The sequence below is a fragment of the Roseivirga echinicomitans genome (assembly GCF_001592935.1).
Taxonomy (GTDB): Bacteria; Bacteroidota; Bacteroidia; order Cytophagales; family Cyclobacteriaceae; genus Roseivirga; species Roseivirga echinicomitans.
This window is the reverse complement of record NZ_LRDB01000002.1, coordinates 223,718-238,566: the sequence shown is the minus strand read 5'-3', so window position 1 is coordinate 238,566 and position 14,849 is coordinate 223,718. Positions and strand designations below refer to the sequence as shown.

Annotated in this window: 12 protein-coding genes; 7 read left to right on the top strand and 5 right to left on the bottom strand. The window is 39.9% G+C overall.

Annotated features, from left to right (window positions below; genetic code table 11):
• The first annotated feature begins 1 nt into the window (after nucleotide 1).
• The gene (serA, locus tag AWN68_RS04555) at nucleotides 2-1,906 is read left to right on the top strand and encodes a phosphoglycerate dehydrogenase (RefSeq protein ID WP_068412073.1); all 1,905 of its coding nucleotides are present in this window, start codon (nucleotides 2-4) and stop codon (nucleotides 1,904-1,906) included.
• A 69-nt stretch (nucleotides 1,907-1,975) separates the two neighbouring features.
• On the opposite strand, the gene AWN68_RS04550 is transcribed toward serA, so the two are convergent.
• Nucleotides 1,976-2,398, bottom strand: coding sequence for a hypothetical protein (locus tag AWN68_RS04550; protein WP_068412071.1), 423 nt, complete (start codon nucleotides 2,396-2,398; stop codon nucleotides 1,976-1,978).
• 169 nt (nucleotides 2,399-2,567) lie between these two features.
• Between AWN68_RS04550 and AWN68_RS04545 the strand changes: the two genes are divergently transcribed.
• The 5 genes from AWN68_RS04545 (at nucleotide 2,568) to AWN68_RS04525 (ending at nucleotide 8,037) form a co-directional block, all read left to right on the top strand.
• Nucleotides 2,568-4,283, top strand: a complete 1,716-nt coding sequence (locus AWN68_RS04545) for a phospho-sugar mutase (protein WP_068412068.1) — start codon at nucleotides 2,568-2,570, stop codon at nucleotides 4,281-4,283.
• Nucleotides 4,280-4,735: a DUF1572 family protein gene (locus tag AWN68_RS04540; RefSeq protein WP_068412065.1), complete on the top strand. Its 456-nt coding sequence runs from the start codon at nucleotides 4,280-4,282 to the stop codon at nucleotides 4,733-4,735. Before AWN68_RS04545 ends, AWN68_RS04540 begins: the two co-directional genes overlap by 4 nt.
• Nucleotides 4,732-5,748, top strand: a complete 1,017-nt coding sequence (gene murB, locus AWN68_RS04535) for a UDP-N-acetylmuramate dehydrogenase (protein WP_317038914.1) — start codon at nucleotides 4,732-4,734, stop codon at nucleotides 5,746-5,748. The genes AWN68_RS04540 and murB overlap by 4 nt, the downstream gene beginning before the upstream one ends.
• Nucleotides 5,749-5,802: 54 nt before the next feature.
• Entirely contained in the window at nucleotides 5,803-7,014 is a 1,212-nt protein-coding gene (locus tag AWN68_RS04530; protein WP_068412062.1) for a TCR/Tet family MFS transporter, read from the top strand.
• A 114-nt stretch (nucleotides 7,015-7,128) separates the two neighbouring features.
• On the top strand, nucleotides 7,129-8,037 hold the full coding sequence (locus tag AWN68_RS04525) for a dimethylarginine dimethylaminohydrolase family protein (RefSeq protein WP_068412059.1): 909 nt from the start codon (nucleotides 7,129-7,131) through the stop codon (nucleotides 8,035-8,037).
• A gap of 84 nt (nucleotides 8,038-8,121) precedes the next feature.
• On the opposite strand, the gene AWN68_RS04520 is transcribed toward AWN68_RS04525, so the two are convergent.
• The 3 genes from AWN68_RS04520 to AWN68_RS04510 all read right to left on the bottom strand — a co-directional run bounded on the left by AWN68_RS04520 (nucleotide 8,122) and on the right by AWN68_RS04510 (nucleotide 12,408).
• Entirely contained in the window at nucleotides 8,122-10,098 is a 1,977-nt protein-coding gene (locus AWN68_RS04520) for an OmpA family protein (RefSeq protein WP_157716083.1), read from the bottom strand.
• Nucleotides 10,099-10,237: 139 nt separating this feature from the next.
• A complete protein-coding gene (locus AWN68_RS04515) occupies nucleotides 10,238-11,242 on the bottom strand; it encodes an ABC transporter ATP-binding protein (RefSeq protein WP_068412053.1) in 1,005 nt (334 codons plus the stop codon).
• 32 nt (nucleotides 11,243-11,274) lie between these two features.
• The gene (locus tag AWN68_RS04510) at nucleotides 11,275-12,408 is read right to left on the bottom strand and encodes a PQQ-dependent sugar dehydrogenase (RefSeq protein WP_068412050.1); all 1,134 of its coding nucleotides are present in this window, start codon (nucleotides 12,406-12,408) and stop codon (nucleotides 11,275-11,277) included.
• A 130-nt stretch (nucleotides 12,409-12,538) separates the two neighbouring features.
• Here AWN68_RS04510 and abc-f point away from each other — a divergent pair, with 130 nt between their 5' ends.
• The gene (abc-f, locus tag AWN68_RS04505; protein WP_068412047.1) at nucleotides 12,539-14,455 is read left to right on the top strand and encodes a ribosomal protection-like ABC-F family protein; all 1,917 of its coding nucleotides are present in this window, start codon (nucleotides 12,539-12,541) and stop codon (nucleotides 14,453-14,455) included.
• Here abc-f and AWN68_RS04500 read toward each other — a convergent pair.
• Nucleotides 14,452-14,841, bottom strand: a complete 390-nt coding sequence (locus AWN68_RS04500; protein WP_157716082.1) for a hypothetical protein — start codon at nucleotides 14,839-14,841, stop codon at nucleotides 14,452-14,454. The two genes, abc-f and AWN68_RS04500, sit on opposite strands and share 4 nt — an antisense overlap.
• Between the last annotated feature and the right edge of the window lie 8 nt (nucleotides 14,842-14,849).

Here is a 14,849-nt window from a genome sequence, read left to right as displayed (position 1 = left end):
AATGAAGGTTGAAGAGGAAGAAAAACAATATTTTGTAATCGATTTTGACAGCACGTTTACAAAAGTTGAAGCGCTTGATATTTTAGGAGAAATTTCGCTTTCGAACCATCCAGAAAGGAACACTCGATTACAGAAAATCAAAGACATTACCGACTTAGGAATGGCGGGTGAAATGTCACTACGTGAATCACTCATTGCTCGTATTCAGTTATTAAACGGTAACAGAGCACACCTTCCAGAGCTAATCTCCCGACTGTCAAAACTGGTTTCAAAGTCCATCGAAAGGAATAGAGTTTTCTTTGACGAGCACCCTGAAGACACCTTCATTATTTCGAATGGCTTCAAGGAGTTTATTGTTCCCGTAGTCACCAAATTTGGCATTAAAGCCGATCATGTTTTTGCCAACGACATGATTTTTGACGAAGAAGGTAACATCATCGACCTCAACCGCAACAACGTTCTTTCCATAAATGGAGGGAAAGTAAAGCAAATTGAAGCACTAAAATTAAAAGGTCAAATCAATATGATTGGCGATGGCTACACCGATTACGAGGTGCGTCAAGCCGGAATGGCCAATAACTTTTATGCTTATACCGAAAATGTAGAGCGCGAACCTGTAAAGAAACATGCCGATCACATCGCCCCAAGTTTTGACGAAATTTTGTACCACAAAAAAATGAGCGGAGCCCTATCCTACCCCAAAAACCGTATTAAAATGCTTTTGCTAGAAAGTGTTCACCCTAATGCGCTGGCTAAATTAAAAGAAGAAGGCTTTAGCGTTGAAAGCTATCCCGCAGGTTTAGACGAAGATGAGCTCTGTAAGAAAATCAAAGGCATTCACGTTTTAGGCCTAAGATCAAAAACACAAGTGACAGCCAAAGTGGTTAGAGAAGCCGATAAACTGATGGCCATTGGTGCTTTCTGCATAGGCACCAACCAAATAGATATTGAGGCAGCGCTAGAGGCTGGAATCCCAGTTTTTAATGCTCCGTTTAGCAATACACGTTCAGTGGTAGAATTGGCCATTGCCGAAATGATTAGCCTGATGCGGGGCATTTCTGATAAGAACCGAGATATGCATCAAGGCATTTGGTCGAAAACGGCTAAAAACAGCTTTGAAATTCGAGGTAAAAAATTAGGCATTATTGGTTACGGAAGTATTGGAGCACAACTTTCTGTTTTGGCAGAAAACCTTGGAATGGATGTTTACTATTACGATCTGGTTGAAAAACTGGCACTAGGCAACGCCACCAAATGCGACACAATGGAGGAGCTATTGGCCGTTGCGGATGTGGTTTCACTTCATATTGATGGCCGACCAGAAAACGGAAACTTCTTTCTTCGTGAGCATTTTCAGATGATGAAGAATGGCGTTATTTTTCTGAATTTGGCACGTGGTCCAGTGGTTGATATCCTTGCTTTGAAAGAAGCCATCTTGAGCGGGAAAGTCATTGGCGCGGGAGTTGACGTTTTTCCAGAAGAACCGAATAGCAACAACGATCCTTTTACTTCGGAACTCATGGGTTTACCCAACACCATACTTACGCCACATATTGGCGGAAGCACTTTGGAGGCGCAAGAAAACATTGCTGATTTTGTTCCTCGGAAAATCATGGATTACATCAACACAGGAAATACAGAGAATAGTGTCAATTTTCCAAATATTACCTTACCTCCACTGAAAGATGCCCACAGGCTCATTCATATCCATAAAAACAGACCTGGGGTTTTGGCTAAGATCAACAATACTTTGGCTGAATTTGACGCCAACATTGTGGGTCAATACCTAAAGACGAATGAAGCCATTGGTTATGTGATTACCGACATTAATAAGCAATATGGCAAAGAGCTAAGCAAATCGTTGAAGAAAATTGATCACACCATAAAATTCAGGATGCTGTATTAAATAAACCTTCTTGAAATCAAAAAAGTCTGGCAAGCCAGACTTTTTTGATTCTATTATTAAAGAGGCTAATTATTTAGCTCTCCAAGCTTCTTGTTTGGCATTTTCACCCACAGTAACCAACAAACGGGTTGGGCCTGGCACCAATACCAGTTTAACTTCTTGGTCCGGAAAATCATCTACCTCTACCGGTACTCCCTCTCCGAATTCAACATCGTAACCATATTGACCTTCTTTATTACGTTGCAAACGAACATAATTCTTAGCGAAATAAGCAATTGGTAAAAGCACATCATTGTCTGGGCAAAACTCATCATGCACCAAAGCGATAGCTTCTTCTAATTCCGACCCGAATTCTTCAATAAACGCATCTTCCAGATCATGGAGTTGCTCCTCCAAATCATCGTAGCGTTCGTCACTGTAATCCATGTCGTCTAACTCATTGATTTTCTCTGCAATGGCAGCAAAATCTTCATTCAGTTTTTCTACATTCATATTCTAAATACTAGGCGTAGCACAAAGAATGTAAGATCAGTTAAAACATGCAAGGCATAACAGGAAAAGGTTTACTACTGGTAGAAATCCTTTTTAAAAGCAGTCAGAAAAACTAACTTTACCCAGTATCTTTCTTAACACGGCACTATATTTCTTATCATCTTAATTTATGGTAACCAACATTCAAGACAAGGTTAATATTTGGTTAAACAGCAGCATAGACGAAGCGAGTAAAACGGCTATTCGTTCGCTTTCAGAAGAAGATTTAAATGAGGCTTTTTATAAAGATCTAGAATTTGGCACTGGGGGTTTAAGGGGTATCATGGGCGTAGGCTCTAACCGAATCAACAAATACACAATAGGAATGACCACCCAAGGCTTAGCCAATTACTTGATCAAAGCCTTTCCAAATGAAGTCATAAAAGTAGCCATAGCACATGATAGCCGTAATAATAGCAGGTATTTTGCCGAGACTACCGCTGCGGTTTTCTCTGCCAATGGGATCTATGTGTACCTTTTCGAAAGTCTTCGCCCAACGCCAGAGCTTTCATTTGCCATTAGGGAATTAGGGTGTCAAAGTGGCGTGGTCCTCACGGCTTCACATAATCCGAAAGAATACAATGGCTATAAAGCCTATTGGGACGATGGGGCACAAGTAATTGCTCCTCACGATAAAAACATCATAGCTGAAGTGCAAGCCATTGCTGGAATTGAGGCCGTGAAGTTTGAAAAGGACGATTCTAAAATCGAATTGATTGGTGCTGAACTGGATGAAAAATACCTTTCGGCCATTAAAGAATTAACCTTGGCGCCAGAAGCCATTAAAAACCAGAAAGACCTCAAAATTGTGTTCTCTCCTATTCATGGAACAGGCATTACTTTGGTACCAGAAATCCTGAAGCGAAAAGGCTTTGAAAACGTATTTGTTGTTGAAGAACAAGCCGAACCCAATGGGAATTTCCCTACCGTAATTTATCCAAACCCTGAGGAGCAGGAAGCGATGACTTTGGCACTGATCAAAGCGAAGGAACTGGATGCCGACCTTGTTATGGCCACCGATCCTGATGCCGACCGTGTGGGGATGGCCGCTAAAAATGATCAAGGTGAATTTGAATTGCTCAATGGAAATCAGGCCGCTAGCCTTTTAGTTTACTACTTGCTGAGAAAGTGGAAAGAAAATGGGAAACTCAATGGTAATCAAATGATTATTAAAACCATTGTGACCACCGATTTACTTACCCGTATTGCGGAGAAGTTTGAAGTCGACTGCCCAGAAACACTGACGGGCTTTAAATACATTGCTGCACTCATCAAACAAGAAGAAGGCAAGAAGGAGTTTATTGGCGGTGGTGAAGAAAGCTACGGCTACATGATCAGTGATTTTGTGCGCGATAAGGATGCAATTGCTTCCTGCGCCATGCTTGCTGAAATGTGTGCTTGGGCCAAAGATCAAGGCATGTCGGTTTTCGATCTTCTAAAGCAGATCTATGTTGAAAATGGCTTCTATTTAGAAGCATTGGTTTCAATGACCAAAAAAGGAATGAAAGGTGCTGATGAGATTAGGCAAATGATGGTGGATATGCGCGAAAAAACCCCTGACACAATTGCTGGGTGCAAAGTGATTAAAACCATGGACTATCAAAGTTTGATAGAAAAGGACATGATTTCTAGTGCTGAAAGAGCTATCGACCAACCAAAATCGAATGTATTACAATTCTATTTAGAAGATGGTTCTAAAATATCAGCGAGACCTTCTGGTACCGAACCAAAAATCAAATTCTATATTAGCGTAAACACTCCGCTTACATCGGCCGTTCACTTTAATGAAACCAAGCAGTTTTTAGAAACCAGAATTGAAACCATCAAAAAATCTTTACACCTATGAGCATTGCAGCCCAATCCATTTCAGAATTAATTAGCCGAGATTTAGATCGCCTTTCTAATGAAGTTGAATCCTATTCAAAAGAAGAAAATTTATGGATTACAGAGGGTCAAATCACCAATACCGCAGGTAACTTAGCACTCCATATTTGTGGAAACTTACAACATTTCATAGGCGCAGTTCTGGGGAAAACAGGTTATGAACGTAACCGAGATTTTGAGTTTTCAGGAAAGAATGTGAGTCGCACAGAATTGCTAAACTCAATTCAAGAAACTAAAACTACGGTAAGCGACACCCTACAACGACTTCCAGAATCTGTACTTAACTATCCTTACCCACAACGAATTTTCAACAATAAGGAAATGAGCACACTTTTCTTTCTCATTCACCTCCAAGGGCATTTAAACTACCATTTAGGACAAATCAATTACCACCGCAGGATTCTCGATAAATGATCAAACTGGAACAAAATGTTTCTTTAAAAGCATTTAACACCTTTGGCTTGGAAGCTAAAGCTGCACAATTCATTGCATTCACAACAGTTAACGAACTATTGGCAGCACTGAAAATGATGGAATCCGATCAGGAATTAATGATTTTAGGAGGTGGAAGCAATATTCTACTCACCAAAGATTTTGATGGAATTGTGCTCAAAAACGAGCTTAAAGGTATTGAGCTTATTAATGAAGATAGAAACCATGTTTGGATCAAAGCCATGGCCGGTGAAAATTGGCATCAATTTGTTTTGCACTGCATTGAAAATGATTGGGCTGGCGTAGAAAATCTTTCGCTCATTCCTGGCACAATTGGGGCTGCCCCCATGCAAAATATTGGCGCTTATGGTGTCGAAATCAAAGACGTTTTCGATTCCTTAGAAGCCGTTGAAATTACATCAGGAAAATACCAAGAATTTACGGCCGAAGAATGTGAGTTTGGTTATCGTGAAAGCGTTTTTAAAACTTCCTTAAAAGGACAATACATCATTACTTCCGTAGTATTCAAGTTGGATAAGACCCCAAAGTTCAATACTACATATGGAGCCATTCAGACCACACTAGATGAAATGAAAGTGAAAGAACTGAGCATTAAAGCCATTAGTGATGCTGTAATCAAAATCAGGCAAAGCAAGCTTCCTGACCCCGCTGAAATTGGTAATTCTGGTAGTTTTTTTAAAAATCCTACCATCGACAATATTGATTACGAAGGCCTTAAGGCTGAATTCCCAAGTATTCCAGGTTATAAACTTCTGGAGCAAAAAGTAAAGATCCCAGCTGCTTGGCTTATAGAGCAAGCGGGTTGGAAAGGAAAGACCTTTGGGGAAATAGGCGTCCATAAGAACCATCCACTTGTGTTAGTAAACTATGGCAACGGAAAAGGGGAAGACATTAAAAGTTTAGCCTTCGAAATTAGAGCTTCAGTCGCTGCCAAATTCGGAATAGAAATCATTCCCGAAGTGAATATCATTTAATCCTTCGTCTACCGGTTTCTATTGCATAAATTCGACCCCTCAAAAATATTCAAGATGTCGAAACGTACGCCAGCCATGCCTTTTATATTGGCAACCATCCTCATTGACATTATTGGAATTGGAATCGTATTGCCTGTAGTCCCTACCCTTATTTTAGAGTTAGGTGGAGAATCCATCAGTGAAACGGCCAAAATTGGAGGCTTACTAGCACTATCCTATGCCTCCATGCAATTTGTATTTTCTCCTATTTTAGGTGGCTTAAGCGATAAATATGGCAGACGTCCTATTCTCCTCATCTCATTATTTGCCTTGGGTGTTGACTATTTCATTGCGGCCTTATCACCTACTTTAAGCTGGCTTTTTTTGGCAAGGATTGTAGCTGGAATTGGAGGAGCAAGCATTACCACGGCCATGGCCTACATTGCCGATGTGAGCCCACCAGAAAAACGTGCCCAAAATTTCGGAATGATTGGAGCAGCATTTGGCGTTGGCTTTATCATTGGGCCACTAACTGGAGGTTTGCTTGGAGAAATCGGGCCTAGAGTGCCTTTTTTCGTGGCAGGGTGCCTCGCACTTGTCAATTGGCTATATGGTTATTTCGTTCTTCCTGAATCGCTAACTCCTGAAAATAGACGTCCTTTTTCATGGAAACGTGCTAACCCAATTGGTTCATTATCACAACTGAAAAAATATCCCATTATCATAGGACTAGTGCTATCACTGGTATTGATTTATGTTGCCGCACATGCTGTGCAAAGCAACTGGTCCTTTTTTGTGATTGAGGAATTTCAATGGTCTGAGGCTCAAATTGGCTATTCTTTAGCCTTTGTAGGACTCATGGTGGCCTTAGTTCAAGGGCTGCTTATTCGAGTTGCGGTGCCAAAATTAGGACAAAAGCGTGCAGTCTATATTGGCATTACTTTTTATGCATTGGGTTTATTACTCTTTGCTTTTGCTAATAAATCATGGATGATGTATGCTTTCATGATTCCCTATGCCTTAGGTGGTTTGGCTGGCCCAACACTTCAAGCAATTATGTCATCTCAAGTGCCAGCCAATGAACAAGGCGAATTACAAGGAGGCTTGACCAGTTTAATCAGCGTCACCTCTATGGTAGGGCCACCATTAATGACAGGGATTTTTGCCTATTTCACGACAGAGGGTAATTTCTATTTTGCAGGGGCTGCCTTTCTACTTGGTGCAATTCTTACTTTTCTAAGTGTCATTTTTGCTTACCGAACTCTACGTAAAACTGACTTAAGTTAGACTGAGTTAAGGATTTCAGCCAATATTTATTATTAGCACTGCTATTCCTAGATTATGTCTAGGCCATTAAATCATTAATTCCGAACTTAGAATTTTTAACCAAAAGGCAAATTTATGAGTGAAGTTGAATTCTCTAATTCTGGTCAAAAACCCACGTACCTTAAACTCAATGTGAAAAACGAAACAGATAAGCTTGAAGCTGTCGTTTTAGGCATTGGTACTGATTTAGGGGAAGAATCAGAGATCAACCCTACGAGTAAATACCATAAAGAAGAAGGCACCTACCCTACAGAAGAAGACATTCAACAGGAAATTTCAACCTTCGAAAAGGTACTCAAGGCACACGGAGTAAAGGTTTATCGTCCAAAAAACATCGAAGGTCTAGAACAAGTTTTCACACGTGACATTGGCTTTGTGATAGACAGCACCTATGTGGTGGCCAGTATGCAGGAAGAAGTTCGTCAATTGGAGCTCCCTGGTGTAAAACACATCACGAACAAAATAAATCCACAGAACATTATACATCCACCGAAAGACGCCAACGTTGAAGGAGGTGATGTCATTCTTTGGAACGATCATATTTTCGTAGGTATTAGTGCCCGCACCAATACTGAAGGTTATGAATTCATAAAAGCTTCGTTCCCCAACAAGCAGGTGCATGCCATTCCATTGGTGGTTTCTAAAGATCGAAAGAAGAACATTCTTCATCTTGATTGTACTTTTCAACCTATTGGCATAAAAGACGCAATTATTTATGAAAACGGTTTTGCCGAACGTCCACAAATCATTTATGATCTGTTTAAGGAAGAAGACATGCTTAAAGTAGATCAGGCCCAAATGAATAGAATGTATCCCAACATTTTTTCACTTTCACCAAAAGACATTGTAGTCGAAAGATCATTCAAGGCTTTGATTGCCGCTTTAAAAGAACGCGGCTACATCGTTCATGAAGTAGACTATACTGAGAACTCAAAACTTAGTGGCTTGCTTAGGTGCTCTACAATGCCTTTGATACGTTCGTGAAACATAGACTATAACGTTTATAATACAACAGAGACGGCCAAAATTGGTCGCCTCTTTTTTACATTAATACTACAGAACGTATTATTATTTTTCTATAAAAGATAGTTCCACCCTACGATTATACGCTCTACCCTCTATCGTTTCGTTGGTTGATATTGGAATGTCTTCACTTAAGGTTTTAACCTCAAGTTGATTGGCATCCACTCCTTTGCTTATTAAGTAATTATACACCTCGGTATAACGTCTAATACCAAGATCTACATTATAAGGGTTTGTTCCATATGCATCGGTATGACCAGCAACCATCACTCTTAAGTCCCTATTCTCCACCAGTAGTGCGGCAGCCTCATTCAAACGTTTAAAAAAATCTGGTTTGATGTTGTATTTGTCAAAATCGAAGAACACATTTGGAAGCCTGATATTATTTTTTGCTAGTACTGCGGCAATCATCTCTTTTGACTCCTCAACTGGTGGAGCAACTGGCTGGATCCCTTCTGCTGAAGGAGGGGCTACCGATAGATTAATTGGATCTAGGTCAAAACCATTGATCATTTTCACGTATATGATTTCATCATTCTTTTCACAGCCTACATAAAAGTTTTGTTCCACATCAAATTGATCTCTGAAAAGCACGCGAATCGTATGCTTTTTTTCATAAACCACTTCACCATTCAGGACTGCTTTTAAAGTGAAAGATTGCTCAACTGGCATGAGCATTTTATAGACTCCATACTCATTGGTGGTCGTAGTAACTTCACCATCAGTACCCTCTATGGATATAAGAGCATTAGCTATTGGCGTTATTCCATCACAGTCCAAGAATTTACCTTGGATTTGAGCTTGGTTAAACATGATGATGCGATAAATATCTACTTGACCGTAGCCTTCTGGCCTACTAGAAGATAGGTAGGCAAAACCACCATACATTGTAAAAAAAGTATCATCATTAGGCAAGTTTATAGGCGCGCCCATATTGACAGGTGCTTCAAATTTACCAGCAGTACTATCGTATTTAGTGGAGAAAATATCGTATCCTCCCATTGAGTCATGCCCTCTTGACGAGAAATAGAATGTACCATCCCCTGCTACAAATGGAGCATCATCATTCAAAGGAGAGTTTAATTCTGTGATTGGTGAAGGCTTTCCCCACTTTCCCCTTTCGTCTTTATGCATGATATACAAGTCTAGATTCTCAATCTCATGATTGATATCAGAAGCATATATCATTGAATTCCCATTATTGTAAATGAATGCATGTGAATCCCATCGTTTTGAGTTAATAGGTAAAGCAACTCGTTTGCTCCAAGTACCGTCCTTTTTCTTTTGTGAGATAAATAAATCTTCATCATAAAATGAGATCAAGGTACTATCGTTATTAAAAAGCTGTATTGGCGCTTCATTGGTTGTTGTGCTTGCAAAACCAGCCAAGGGGTTATCCTTTTTCCATTCATCATTTTCATTCATATCAGCGGTAAGAACCTGCTCATATGCTTCTCCATCATCAGCCACCTTAGCCGTTCCTTTCCTTCTTGCAGTAAAATAAATACCCCTTTGATCAGCGGTTACCACCTGACTATATTCATTACCTTCAGTATTAATATTTGGTCCAAGATTCTTGATAATTATACCTCTAGGATTAGATAGGTATTTCTTTGCGTTTTGAATCTGATTGCTAACCAACAGATAATCTGGTCTTAGAAAATTATCCAAATCTTGCATTCTTACGCTTCTAATTGTCTGCTCAGCATCATCTACTTGTCCATTCAACAAATAAGCCTTAGCAAACTTCACCCAAAAATAAGGAGAGTCCTGTGCAAAATCAGTGGCTCCATTGAATAACTCGATTGCCTGACCTAATCTATAACGTTCGGTATGACATATTGCAGCCAAAAACTTTACTTCGCTATTCTTAGCATTCTTCTCAATGATTGGCTCCAGCATTTCCAATGCCACTTCCCAATCGCCACCTTCCATAGCCGCGTAGACCTTATTGAGGTTTTGAGCTTGACTCGTAATAGTCAACCATAAAAGCAGAAATGAAAAAACAATGAGACTCCTCATAATCAAAAGTGTACGGTTAACCGTGTGCCAAAAAGCAACAGTTTGTGGAAAAAATAATGATTGGATTGAGGCAATGGTTGTCAAAACCAAGGTGCCGAAGTTATGAAGAAAATTCTATAACTAAAAAGAATGCGAGTCTCTAAATCGCTACCAAATTATGACGATCAACATAAAATTTAATGCGAACTCCGTTTTTAATCATTTCATTGGCGTACATAGTCACAAGGCGATTACCCACTTTCAACCGAATCAAATACTTAGCCCCTTTAAAAAAAGAGCCTTGCACCACGCCTTCTAGCTTTAACATGCCTGATTCAAATGAAGTCCGAAAACTTTCAGCTCGGATAACGATTCTCTGGTACTCTGCAATCTCTAAGTTTTCACCAGAAAATTGTTGGACCTCATGACTGTCGAAAATATTGATTGTCCCGAAAAAGGCTGCTATATCAATACTCTTTGGCTTATTATAAATGTTTAATGGGGAAGCATACTGCACCAATTTCCCTTCCGACATAAAACCAATTTTATCCGAAAGCATCAATGCATCTTGAGTGTCATGCGTTACCATAATCAAACTCAATCCTTGATTCCGGATGATCTCGCTGACATCAACAATCAATTTGCTTTTAACAATAGGGTCTAGGTTACTAAAAGGCTCATCCATTAAAAGGAGCTCAGGTTCTTCCGCTAGTGTTTTGGCTAAGGCCAAACGCTGCTGTTGGCCACCAGACAGTTCTCTAGGCAGTCGTTTTCTAAACGCCTGAAGATGACAGACCCCCAAAAGTTCTTCTGTCCTGTCATTCTGATAACCCTTATCAAACAAAAGAAGTGGATATTTGATATTTTCCTCTACCGTATGATTCGGCATTAAACGCAAATCTTGGAACACCATTTTTATTCCTTCTTCTCCTGGAATAAGCTTATTTTCTGGCTCTTCTATTTCCTTGCCTTGAAAATGAATAGTTCCTTTATCTAGTGAAATCAATCCACCTATCAATTTTAGCAAGGTCGATTTACCAGAACCGCTAGCACCAACAAAAGAAACGATCTCGCCCCTTTTCATTGAAAAAGCCAGATCCGAAACGGCTGGCTTTTCATTACCTGAATAGGCTTTTGATACTTTATCTACTTTCAGAAACTTCAATGCTACGTTATTTATGCTTGGGTTTAGCCCAGTTACTTCCCATAAGAAATACGGTAAATTACTCCAGCAATATCATCCGAAACGAGGATAGAGCCATCAGGCATTTCCAAAATATCAACGGGTTTACCCCAACCCTTATTGGATTCTTGATCTAACCAACCAGAGGCAAAAATTTCGCTACCTACTACTTTATCTCCTTCTACTTGAACAAAACGCAACTGGTAACCAATATGCCCTGCATCTAGCGTACGATTCCAAGAACCATGTTGAGCAACAATAATATTGTTTTTGTATTTGGCTGGAAACATATCTCCTTGATAGAACCTTAAGCCTAACGGAGCTGAGTGTGGTTCAAACTTATACTTTGGTTCAATAAAGCTGGCTCTTGGGAATTTATCTCCAAAATCTGGATCTGGAATATCACCTTGGTGCCAATAAGGAAAGCCAAAATTCATCCCTTTTTCAGGCGCATAATTAAGTTCACATGCGGGAATATCATCCCCTAACATATCTCTACCATTATCGGTAAACCACATCTTTTCCGTTCTAGGATCCCATGCAAAGCCTACACTATTTCTCACTCCTGTAGCATATATCTCCATGTTCGCCCCATCGGGATCCATTCTGGTAATCGAAGCATAAATCTCTTTCTCAGGCTCACAAACATTGCATGGCGCCCCAACAGGAACATAAAGCTTTCCATCAGGCCCAAAAGCGATGAACTTCCACCCATGATGCGCATCAGTTGGGTAATTCTCATAAATTACTTCATATTTTGGGTTGTCTAAATTATTCATGATGTCTGAATACCTGAGAATTCTATTGACTTCAGCTACGTATAAATCACCCTTGTGATAGGCCACTCCATTTGGAGTTTTCATCCCCTTTGCAATGGTATCCGTCCTATCCGCTACCATATCACCATCTGTATCGGTCAGTGCATACACATTTTTTCTTCTTCTATTCCCAACAAATACCGTTTTGCCATCTGGAGTGCTGCTTAATGAGCGTGCATCTGTAACACCTTCGGCATAAATGGAAATCTTGAAGCCATCAGGCAATTTTATTTTCGATAAATCAACTTTGTTTTGTGCCGATAGATTTAGGCTACTAGTCAGTAGTACCAATAGGCCTACTGAAAATATCATTGAAATGCGTTTCATCATAACCAATTCATTTAGTCTCGAAAGGTAGAATATTAACCGCTAAGAGTTAAAAAAGATTTGACAAAAGGATATCTGTCAATAATACTTTTATAAACGTTTGAATTGGCCTTACAAACACTAATTTTGCGGCATGATTGCAATCAACAACTTATCGTACCTCATTGGGGGTCGAGCCCTTTACGAAAATGCCTCACTTCATATTAAGCCGAAGGACAAAATTGGCTTGATCGGCCTTAACGGAAAAGGGAAATCGACCCTTCTAAGAATAATCGATGGGGAATTTCCTCCTACAGCTGGTGATGTGAGTAAGAGTAAAGATTGCAGTATTGGGTTCTTGAATCAGGATCTCCTTTCCTATCAGTCGGAAGAAAGCATTTTAGATGTGGCCATGCAAGCCTTTGGTAAGGCCAACGAATTACAAGCAACCATTGAGCGAATTTTAAAAGAAATGGAAACCAACTACCATGATCAATTGGTAGACGATTTGGCCAAGGCTCAAGATCAATTCGAAACACTCGGTGGTTATTCCATGCAATCCGATGCTGAGTCAATCCTAGAAGGTATTGGTTTTAGAACCGAAGACCTTACTCGTCCATTGAAGGAATTTTCCGGAGGTTGGAGAATGAGGGTAATGTTGGCCAAACTCCTCTTAGAGAAGCCTTCATTATTGATGCTCGATGAACCTACTAACCACCTGGATCTACCATCCATTCAGTGGATAGAAAACTATTTAAAGACTTATGAAGGTGCCGTAATTGTAGTTTCTCACGACCGTTCTTTTATTGATAATGTAGCTACTTCCATTGTTGAAGTTTCTAACCAGAGACTTACGCAGTACAGTGGTAACTATTCCTTCTATACTAAAGAGAAGCAAATGCGTGAAGAGATTCAGAAGAACGCATTTGAGAACCAACAACAACAGATCAAGCAAACGGAGCAGTTCATTGAGCGTTTTCGATCCAAAGCTACAAAAGCCCGTCAAGTTCAATCTAGGGTAAAATCTTTAGAGCGAATGGATAAGATTGAAGACATCGTTGATGATTCTATGGTGATGAATTTCAAGTTTGGTTTCAAACAGAAATCTGGCCGATCCATCATTGAGTTAGACGATATTTCAAAGGCCTATGGTGACTTAACCATCCTAAAGAATACCACCGCCAAAATTGAACGCGGGGATAAAATCGCATTGATTGGTGCCAACGGAAAAGGTAAATCTACTTTGCTTCGCGTAATCGCTGGAACTGAAAAAGTATCGGGTGAGAGAAGAGAAGGCTTTAATGTACTTACTACTTTCTATGCCCAGCACCAGTTAGAAGCCTTGAATGTAAATAACGAGATTCTTCAGGAGCTCGCTCAGGCAGGCAGTGATAAATCGGAAATGGAGTTAAGGGCAATTCTTGGCTGTTTCTTGTTTTCAAATGAAGATGTCTTTAAGAAAATTAAAGTGCTTTCTGGTGGCGAAAAATCAAGAGTAGCCTTGGCCAAGACTTTGATCTCGGAAGCCAACTTCCTGATGATGGATGAACCTACAAACCACTTGGATTTTCTTTCAGTCAACATTCTTATTCAGGCTTTACAACAATACGAAGGCACATTCTTAATTGTATCTCACGATAGACACTTCATTTCTCAGATTGCTAATAAGATTTGGTACATCGAAGACCATCAAATCAAAGAATACCCAGGCAGTTATGATGAATATGTGTACTGGCAACAGAAGAAAGACGCAGATCAAAAGCCAAAAACTACAGAGGTAAAGGTTCAGAAGGAAAAGCCAGTTCAGCAACAAAAACCACCGAAAGATCCTAATCAGCAGGAGTTGAAAAAACTTCAATCGCAGTTAGAGAATGTGGAGAACGATATTGAAAAGCTAGAGTCGAAAAAAGGGGTATTGGAAGCCGAAATGGCCAAACCCGAGGTTTTTGGAGACTTTAATAAGCTTCAAGAAAAACAATCAGAATACGATCAACTGACAAAAAAGCTAGAGTCTGCCCAAAACAGCTGGGGAAAAATTGCCGAAATGATTGATGCAATTGAGGTGAATTAATTCACCTCAATTTTAATCTTCACCACTTTATCATCATTAGCTTCAGTGGTTGGGTATGGATTTACTTCAAGTAAACTAACCAGGTACGTTTCTATTTGCGCGTTGATGTATTCCACATCGTTCAAGTCTATGTCATAGGCTTCTTGCCTTGTCCAGCGCACTTTCACAGCTGACCTACCTTCCCAAACACAATTCACGTTTTCGGGACAGCGTGAATCTTCTATCCCAATTAACTCCAGCACAGAGCCATCAATGAGGGTTTTTGGCTGGTTTAACCTGAGAGAAAAAGTACCTCCTTCAAAAACCTCAAACTCTTCTTCGCAAGAAAAAACCACTGATGAAATCAGGAAAAGAAAAGCCGCTAAAATTCTCTTATCGATCATCATAACCTGTC

Bases quoted from the DNA above. Each gene is read 5' to 3' on its own strand.
- AWN68_RS04525 (WP_068412059.1), top strand. From the start codon at position 7,129: ATGAGTGAAGTTGAATTCTCTAATTCTGGTCAAAAACCCACGTACCTT.
- AWN68_RS04500 (WP_157716082.1), bottom strand. From the start codon at position 14,841: ATGATGATCGATAAGAGAATTTTAGCGGCTTTTCTTTTCCTGATTTCA.
- AWN68_RS04540 (WP_068412065.1), top strand. From the start codon at position 4,280: ATGAGCATTGCAGCCCAATCCATTTCAGAATTAATTAGCCGAGATTTA.
- murB (WP_317038914.1), top strand. From the start codon at position 4,732: ATGATCAAACTGGAACAAAATGTTTCTTTAAAAGCATTTAACACCTTT.
- abc-f (WP_068412047.1), top strand. From the start codon at position 12,539: ATGATTGCAATCAACAACTTATCGTACCTCATTGGGGGTCGAGCCCTT.
- serA (WP_068412073.1), top strand. From the start codon at position 2: ATGAAGGTTGAAGAGGAAGAAAAACAATATTTTGTAATCGATTTTGAC.
- AWN68_RS04520 (WP_157716083.1), bottom strand. From the start codon at position 10,098: ATGAGGAGTCTCATTGTTTTTTCATTTCTGCTTTTATGGTTGACTATT.
- AWN68_RS04545 (WP_068412068.1), top strand. From the start codon at position 2,568: ATGGTAACCAACATTCAAGACAAGGTTAATATTTGGTTAAACAGCAGC.
- AWN68_RS04550 (WP_068412071.1), bottom strand. From the start codon at position 2,398: ATGAATGTAGAAAAACTGAATGAAGATTTTGCTGCCATTGCAGAGAAA.
- AWN68_RS04530 (WP_068412062.1), top strand. From the start codon at position 5,803: ATGTCGAAACGTACGCCAGCCATGCCTTTTATATTGGCAACCATCCTC.
- AWN68_RS04510 (WP_068412050.1), bottom strand. From the start codon at position 12,408: ATGATGAAACGCATTTCAATGATATTTTCAGTAGGCCTATTGGTACTA.